Origin of the sequence: Micromonospora sp. D75 (assembly GCF_018070405.1) — a bacterium.
Taxonomy (GTDB): Bacteria; Actinomycetota; Actinomycetes; order Mycobacteriales; family Micromonosporaceae; genus Micromonospora; species Micromonospora chalcea.
Map to the genome: position 1 here is coordinate 1 of NZ_JAGPXV010000257.1, position 7,821 is coordinate 7,821.

Annotated in this window: 7 protein-coding genes, 1 tRNA gene and 1 pseudogene; 5 read left to right on the forward strand and 4 right to left on the reverse strand. The window is 71.7% G+C overall.

What is annotated here, in order from left to right; translation table 11 throughout:
- Together KBX39_RS16725 and KBX39_RS16730 are read right to left on the reverse strand one after the other, a co-directional pair.
- A pseudogene (locus KBX39_RS16725) lies at nt 1–120 on the reverse strand (NAD(P)H-quinone oxidoreductase); the annotation flags it as partial.
- 9 nt (nt 121–129) lie between these two features.
- Nucleotides 130–669: an AAA family ATPase gene (locus tag KBX39_RS16730; RefSeq protein WP_043327781.1), complete on the reverse strand. Its 540-nt coding sequence runs from the start codon at nt 667–669 to the stop codon at nt 130–132.
- A 96-nt stretch (nt 670–765) separates the two neighbouring features.
- Here KBX39_RS16730 and KBX39_RS16735 point away from each other — a divergent pair.
- From KBX39_RS16735 to KBX39_RS16745, 3 genes are all read left to right on the forward strand, one after another.
- A tRNA-Ser gene (locus KBX39_RS16735) sits at nt 766–855 on the forward strand.
- A 275-nt stretch (nt 856–1,130) separates the two neighbouring features.
- Nucleotides 1,131–1,820: a DNA alkylation repair protein gene (locus tag KBX39_RS16740; protein ID WP_064448842.1), complete on the forward strand. Its 690-nt coding sequence runs from the start codon at nt 1,131–1,133 to the stop codon at nt 1,818–1,820.
- Nucleotides 1,821–1,860: 40 nt separating this feature from the next.
- Nucleotides 1,861–2,394 carry a YbhB/YbcL family Raf kinase inhibitor-like protein gene (locus KBX39_RS16745; RefSeq protein WP_210871432.1) on the forward strand — a complete coding sequence of 178 codons (534 nt, stop codon included), beginning with the start codon at nt 1,861–1,863 and terminating at the stop codon, nt 2,392–2,394.
- A gap of 53 nt (nt 2,395–2,447) precedes the next feature.
- Here KBX39_RS16745 and KBX39_RS16750 read toward each other — a convergent pair whose 3' ends face one another.
- Nucleotides 2,448–3,152, reverse strand: coding sequence for a class I SAM-dependent methyltransferase (locus KBX39_RS16750; protein ID WP_043327784.1), 705 nt, complete (start codon nt 3,150–3,152; stop codon nt 2,448–2,450).
- 208 nt (nt 3,153–3,360) lie between these two features.
- Here KBX39_RS16750 and KBX39_RS16755 point away from each other — a divergent pair, with 208 nt between their 5' ends.
- A complete protein-coding gene (locus tag KBX39_RS16755) occupies nt 3,361–5,139 on the forward strand; it encodes a hypothetical protein (RefSeq protein WP_166456758.1) in 1,779 nt (592 codons plus the stop codon).
- A gap of 4 nt (nt 5,140–5,143) precedes the next feature.
- On the opposite strand, the gene KBX39_RS16760 is transcribed toward KBX39_RS16755, so the two are convergent.
- On the reverse strand, nt 5,144–5,926 hold the full coding sequence (locus KBX39_RS16760; protein ID WP_064448844.1) for a hypothetical protein: 783 nt from the start codon (nt 5,924–5,926) through the stop codon (nt 5,144–5,146).
- Nucleotides 5,927–6,246: 320 nt separating this feature from the next.
- Here KBX39_RS16760 and KBX39_RS16765 point away from each other — a divergent pair, with 320 nt between their 5' ends.
- The gene (locus KBX39_RS16765) at nt 6,247–7,779 is read left to right on the forward strand and encodes a peptide deformylase (RefSeq protein ID WP_064448840.1); all 1,533 of its coding nucleotides are present in this window, start codon (nt 6,247–6,249) and stop codon (nt 7,777–7,779) included.
- The last annotated feature ends 42 nt before the right edge of the window (nt 7,780–7,821 follow it).

The following is a 7,821-nucleotide window of genomic DNA, read 5'->3' on the forward strand; positions in this document are numbered from 1 at the left end:
GTTCACCGCGCTGGCCCGCACCTCCACGACCACCTCGCCGGGGCCGGGCTCCGGGTCCGGCACGTGGGTCCAGACGAGCGCCTCGGGTCCGCCGGGTTCCGTGATCGTGATCGCGCGCATGACTCAGTCTTACCCGATCTGCCCGTCGGTCCACGCGCGGGCGAGGATCTCGGCCACCGTCTCGTCCGGCGTCTGGTCGGACGTGTCCAGCCAGAGCCCGATCCGGGGCGTGTCGGCCCGGAACCCGGCGTCCAGGTCCGCCACCGGCCAGTCCCCGTACCCCGTCTTGGGCCGGTCCCGCTCGCGGGCCGCGACCACCTCGGCGCGGGGCGCGAGCACCACCACGGCGAGCGGCCGGTGCCGGATCCGGCCGACCATGGCCGGCAGGTCCGCGCCGAGGACCACATCCTGGAGTACGACGGTGAAGCCCGCCGCGGCGTACCGGTCGGCGGTCGAGGCGGCCAGGTCGTAGCGCAGCCGGAGCTGCCGCAGCGCCTCGTCGCTCGGCTCGGCGGTCATGTCGGCCCGCCCGTTGACGATCACGCGGCGGAACACGTCGCCGCGCAGATGCACCGAGCGGGGCAGCCGCCGGGCCAGCCCTTCGGCCACTGTGGACTTGCCTGCGGCCATGATTCCGCTGATCAGCACCACTGCCGGACTCTCCCACACGCACACATTCTCGCAACGGAGGTGGGACGGCGGCTTGCCCGGTACGGGGTTCGTGGCAGACTGGGTCCCGGTCGCGCACCCCTCGGGGGCGTGCCGGGAGGGTTCGCCTAGTGGCCGATGGCGCTGGTCTTGAAAACCGGTAAGGCAGCGATGTCTTCGTGGGTTCGAATCCCACACCCTCCGCCAACTCCCACCCCGCCTCGCCTCGGTCTGCCGCGCGTGCGGACACATGGGCGTGTCGCCCCGGAAGTAACCATCGCCTCTGCGGCTTATGACTGCTCTCTTCTTCGGCGACCCCCACGGCGAGTCTCGGCCGCACCGGATGTGCCTGATACCGCGCGAGTTGCCGGAATCGGGGGAACGCGATGAGACGGGACGACGCTGACCGGCGGGGCGGCGGAACAGCGGGAGCGCCGGGCGCGGCCGTAGGCTGCGGGACACGGATACGGCGGGAGGGCCTGGTGGCGGAGACGACGACGGTGGCCGAGGTGACGGCCGAGCTGGCCGCGCTCGACGATCCGAAGATCCGCGCGGTCAACGAGCGGCACGGCGACGACCATGGGGTCAACCTGGGCAAGCTGCGGGCGGTCGCGAAGCGGCTGAAGACGCAGCAGGACCTCGCGCGGGAGCTGTGGGCGACCGGCGACAGCGCCGCGCGGCTGCTTGCGCTGCTGATCTGCCGGCCGAAGGCGTACGGGCGGGACGAGCTGGACGCGATGCTGCGCGAGGCGCGTACGCCGAAGGTGCACGACTGGCTCGTCAACTACGTGGTGAAGAAGAGCCCGCACGCGGAGCCGCTGCGCCTGGCCTGGTCGGCCGATCCCGATCCGGTGGTGGCGAGCGCCGGCTGGGCGCTGACCACCGAGCGGGTGGCGCGGAACCCGGACGGGCTGGACCTGGCCGGTCTGCTCGACGAGATCGAGGCGGAGATGGCCGGCGCGCCGGAGCGCCTCCAGTGGGCGATGAACCACTGCCTCGCGCAGATCGGGATCGAACATCCGGCGTACCGGGAACGCGCGATCGGCATCGGCGAGCGGCTCGGGGTGCTCAAGGACTACCCCACGCCGCCGGGCTGCACGTCGCCGTACGCGCCGGTCTGGATCAACGAGATGGTGCGCCGACAGCACGGCGGCCCGGACAACGGGGTATGAAGGGGCGCAGGACATTCGCGTACCCGGAAGGACCGTTTCGATGACCCTGGAACGACCGATCGCCCCGGACCCGTACGAGCTGTTGCCGACGGTGCCGTCGTTCGACCTGACGAGCGAGGACGTGCACAACGGCGAGCCGATGGACGCGCGGTACGCGCACGGCAGCACCGGCGGCGAGAACGTCTCCCCGCAGCTGTCCTGGTCGGGCTTCCCGGCCGAGACCAGGAGCTTCGTGGTCACGTGCTTCGACCCGGACGCCCCGACCGGCAGCGGCTTCTGGCACTGGGTGCTGGTGAATGTGCCCGCGTCCGTCACCGAGCTGCCCAGCGGCGTTGACGAGGGCGACCTGGGCGGCGCGTTCAGCGTCCGCAACGACTACGGCGAGACCGGCTACGGCGGCGCCGCGCCGCCCGCCGGGGACCGCCCGCACCGGTACGTGTTCGCGGTGCACGCCGTGGACGTGGACCGCCTCGACATTCCCGCCGGGGCGAGCCCGGCCTTCGTCGGCTTCAACCTGGCGTTCCACACCCTGGCCCGGGCGGTCATCCGCCCGACGTACCAGATCAAGGAGTGAGGTGTAAGGAAGGGCCCCTTGTTAACAGACGTCTGTTAACAAGGGACCCTTCCTTACACGCGGGCGACAGCGAAGACGGACTGGCCGAACGGCGGGCGGACGCGCTGCTCGGCGGCCTTGGTGACGGGGAGCACGAGCGTGTCGTACACCTTCACCATCGGGCCCTCCTTCGGCATCAGCCGGAAGACCTTGGTGGCCATGAAGTAGCCGATCAGGCCGAGCGCGTTGGCGTAGTGGATCCGCTCCACGGTGAGGCCGGCCTCGGTCATGGCCGCGGCGAGCGTCTTCTTCGTGTAGCGGCGGACGTGGCCGGTGGCGATGTCGGCGGGGCTCATGGCGAACTGGAACGCCGGCACGATGATGACCACCGCGCCTCCGGGGCGGACCAGGTCGCGCATGCTGCGCAGCGCGCCCACGTGGTCGTCGATGTGCTCCAGCACGTTGTACGAGACGGCCGCGCTGTAGTCGCCACGCTCGTGGTGCGGGAGCAGCATCTGCCGGACCTCGACGCCCGGGTGGTCGGCCAGCCGCTCCTTGAGCTGGACCAGCCGGTCCGGGTCCGCCTCGGTGGCGGTGATCCGGGGCACCTGCTCGGCCCACGCGGAGGCGTAGTCGCCCAGGCCGCTGCCGATTTCGATCGGGTTGTCACCGAGGTAGGGCACCGCCAGCTCGACGAACCACTGCCGGTGGTTGACAGCGGTCGCGAGGCCTTCGAGCACCTCGGACTGGACGCGCTGGTCCCCAGTGATTTCTGCCATGCGTCGATTCCTCACGATATGACTGACCCGCGCCTGGACCGTCAGAGTCAACCATCTGGATGGCTGAGGGGGAAATCGGGGGACGGAGGGGGGCCGAATTGTGATGCGGAGGGGTGCCTGATCGGCGGTCGGCGAACTCGGCACATAGTACGTGAGTCTGCGGAACATTGCACCTGCCGGTCATACCCTGACTACGCTCTGAAATGTCATGACTACTCCGGAATCAGCGGCGGACCCGGCGAAAACGGGGCACGGCAGGCGGATCGATGTGCTCGCCGTGCTCAGCTTCGTGCTGCTCGCGCTCTGGGTCACCGCCCGGTTGTGGGTGGACCCCCGCAACGGGATCCGGGACAATCGGACAGATCAGGCGCAATTCGAATGGATGATGGCGCATGGTGCGCGCGTCGTCACCGATTTCGCCTATCCGTTCACCTCGGACCGGATGAATGTGCCGGATGTCGTCAATCTCATGGCCAATACGTCCGTATTATCTGTTTCATTACCGCTGACCCCGATCACGCTCTGGGCGGGTCCGCGCTGGTCATTCCTGATTTTCCTCACCCTCGGGCTCGCCGCCACCGGCGTGTCCTGGTATTTCCTTCTCTCCCGAGTTGTCGTGCGGTCTCGCGGTCCGGCCTGGCTGGGTGCCGCCTTCTGCGCGTTCGCGCCGGCGATGATCTCGCACGCCAACTCGCACCCCAACATCGTCAGCCAGTTCGTGGTGCCGCTGATCATCTGGCGGACGCTGCGCCTGGCCGAGCCCGGCCGGTGGCTGCGCAACGGCGTACTCCTTGCCCTGGTGATCGTCTGGCAGGCGTTCCTCAACCTGGAGATCCTGCTGATGACCGCCATCGGCCTCGGCGTGGTGGTGCTCGCGCTCGTACTCGGCCGTCCCGCGCTGCGCTCGGCGGCCCGCCCGTTCGCCGCCGGACTCGCCGTGGCCGCGGTGGTCGCCGGGGCGCTGCTCGCGTACCCGCTCTGGGTCCAGTTCTTCGGTCCCGGCGCGTACAGCGGGCTCTCCACGCTGATCCGGGGCTACTCCACCGACCTCGCCGCGTACGTCGCCTGGTCCCGGGAATCGGTGGCCGGTGACGCCCGGGGCAGTGAACCGCTGGTCAAGAACGCCACCGAGGAGAACGCGTTCTTCGGCTGGCCGCTGGTGATCCTGGTGGCCGCGCTGGTCTGGTGGATGCGCCGCAACGCGGTGGTGCTCGGCCTGGCCGCGGTCGGCCTCGTGTTCGCGCTCTTCTCGCTCGGCCGGGAGATCCGCTACGACGGACGCGACACCGGCATCCCCGGCCCGTGGGCCGCGCTGGAGAACCTGCCGGTCCTGCACTCGGTGGTGCCCACCCGCTGGTCGCTCGCGCTCACCCCGATCATCGGCGTGCTGCTCGCGCTCGGCGCCGAGCGGGTCCGCCGGCTGGCCGCCCGGCATCCGGACGCACGCGGGCAGATCCGGTTCGCCACCGTCACCGTGCTCGCGATGGCGCTGCTGCCGATCCTGCCCACCCCGCTGCCGGCCAAGCGCCTCGAACCGACCCCGGCGTTCGTCACCTCCGGCGCCTGGCGCCCCTACGTCGCCGACGGACGCAGCATCGTCACGCTGCCGCTGCCCGACACCACGTACGCGGTTCCGCTGCGCTGGTCCGCCGAGACCCGGCTGGACATGCCGCTGGCCCGCGGCTACTTCCTCTATCCGGACACCCGCCCCGGCGGGGACCGGATCGCGCTGTTCACCGCGCCGCCGCGTCCCACCAGCACGTTCTTCGAGACGGTACGGCGCACCGACGCGGTTCCGCCGATCACGCCGCAGGATCGGGTGGCCGCCGTCGACGACCTGCGCTACTGGCGGGCCGGCGCGGTGATCCTCGACCCCCGGCTGCCGCAGGCCGACGCGCTGCGCCGGGCGATGACGGAGCTGAGCGGGATCACGCCCACCCGTACCGGCGGGGTGTGGTTGTGGGACGTCCGGCCGCTGGCCGACTGACCCGTCAGCCCTGGCGGACGCAGCAGCCCTGGCACACCTTGGGCCGGGGCAGCGTGAACGCCAGGCAGCAGGTGCGCCGCTGCACTGTCGGCTCGCCGGCCGGGCCGGGCACCAGTTCGACCAGGTCGTTCAGGTCGAGCGCGCCGAGCAGCGTGCCGACGGTCGCCACGGACGAGCCGGGCAGCGCGTCCGCCGCGCGCAGGATGCCGTGCGCGATGCCGGAGGCCACCGAGCCGAGCAGCGTACGGGTGCCGATCCGCACCTCGCCCTGGATGGCGGCGATCAGCGGGGCGAAGTGCGCGTCGAGCAGGGACGCGCGCAGCGCGCCGAGCAGGGCGGCCTCGTCCGGCACCACGACCACACCGGGCGCGCCGGCCAGCGCCAGCGGGTCACCGGGCAGCACCGCCACCGGGGTGGACGCGCGCAGCCCCAGCGTGAGCAGCTGGTGGTGGTCCTCGAAGTGCACGAGGACGTCGGCCGGGTCGAGCAGCGGCACCCGCCGGGCCGACGCCCAGCCGAGCACCGCTGGGAGCGCCGTCCAGTAGCTGTAGGACTTCCACGCGAGCGCGGCACAGGCGTGCGGGGTGCCGCCCCAGCGGCGGCCGGCGCGGGTCAGGAACTCGGGAAGCAGCGTGCCGTCGATCAGCCGGGCGGCCGGGGACCAGCGGTCCAGCTCGTCGCGGACCAGCAGGCCGGGCGCGAGCCCGGGCAGGTCGTCGGTGCCGAACATGGCGCGCAGGGTCGCGGTCACCGGGGCGAACGGGGTGGCGGCGTCGCGCCCCGGCATCACCGCAGTCACCTGGCCGTCCCCTGTCTGGTCGCCCTGTCGGCCGGCGCGTGCCGTCGACCGAAGCTAAGGCTAGCCTAACCACTCCCTCGGCGGGAGGGGAAGTGACGTCGCGGTGTCGCGGGGAGGTCCCGGTCACTCCGGCGCCGGTCGCGTACTACCCGGCCCGGAAGACGAAAAACGCCGCCGGAAACGGCGACGCACGGTGTAAGGATCGATGCGCTCCGTTCAGATGTCAAGGTGTATGTCGAATATGAGGCAGTTTCCGTACACGTTCGGCCACCCAACGTGAAAATGGGCTTCCCGCCACGAGGAAGCTGATGACGACCTCACCGATCGAGCGTGCCGCGGACTCGTTCGCGGCGGAACTTGCCCGGCACCGGACCGGCCGAGGGCTGTCCAAGAAGCAGTTGGCGACGCTGATGGGCTTCGACCCGTCCTACGTCAGCCACGTCGAAGGGCGCCGGCACCGGCCCACCGAGGACTTCGCCCGCCGCGCCGAGGCCGTCCTGGAGGCCAGCGGCGCGATCTGGCAGCGCTTCCGGGAGTACGACGAGCTGCGGCACGGCCGCGCCGGCGGAGCGCACCGCGACCCGCCGGTCCCCGGGCAGTGGCTGCCGCCCGGCACCGGCCTCGTGGTCGAGCGCGAGGTGGCCACGCTCACCCACATCGGCGACGGCTACCACTGCGCGATCCGGCGGGAGCTGTACAACGCGGGCACCGAACCGGTCACCCGCTACCTGGTCCGGGTCGCCGTCGACCGCTACCCGAACGACCCGGGCCGCTCCAACCGGCACCACCGGGAACACCCGCTCACCTTCGCCGAGCTGCAACTGACCGCGTACCGGGACGACGGCAACGGACGCGAGCCGATGCACTGGCGGGCCAAGCACGACCGGGACGCGTTCAAGGAGATCTGGCTGCTCTTCGAGAACGACGAGGGACGCTTCCCGCTCTACCCGGGCGACCGGGTCACCATCGAGTACGCGTACCGCGTCGGCCAGGACAAGTGGGGCCCCTGGTTCCAGCGGGCCGTACGCCTGCCCACCCGGCACCTGGCGGTGCGGCTCGACCTGCCCGCGGACCTCGACCCCAAGGTGTGGGGTGCGGAGACCTCGCTGTCGGCCGAGGAAGGACCGCTGCGTACGCCGATCCAGCGTGCCTCCGACGGCGACCGGGTGATCTTCGACTGGGGGACCGACGACCCGCCGCTCAACGCCCGCTACCGGATGCAGTGGCGATTCCGCAGCCCGCAGGCGGACGCCGAGCCGGACAGCGCGCCCACCGGCGGCGCCCGGGTTCGGGCCAGCGACCGGATGCGTGCCGTGGGCATCGTGCAGCGCGGCGACGACCTGCTGCGGCAGCCGGCCCGCCAGTTCGACCTGCCGGCCGAGGAACGGCACGCCCGGCAGGTCATCGACCGGCTCGCCGCGATGCTGGCCCGGCTGGACGAGCTGCACCCGTTCAGCAAGGGCGTCGGCCTCGCCGCGCCCCAGCTCGGCATCGGCTGGTCCGCCGCGCTGGTCCGGCCCGCCGACCGCGCGGCCGAACCGGTGGTGCTGCTCAACCCGCGCGTCGTGGACACCGCCGCCGAGACCGACGAGCAGTACGAGGGGTGCCTCTCCTTCTTCGACCACCGCGGCCTGGTGCCCCGGCCGCTGCGGATCGACGTGGAACACGCGCTCTGGGACGGCAGCCGGGTGATCACCTCGTTCGAGTACGCGATGGCGCGGCTGGTCGCGCACGAGATCGACCACCTGGACGGGCGGCTCTACGTCGACCGGATGGCGCCCGGCGTGCCGCTCGTGCCGGTGGAGGAGTACCGCGAGACCGGCACCCCCTGGCGCTACTGAAACGGGGGGCCGGGGCGCGGGCCCCCGGGGGCGGGGGCCCGC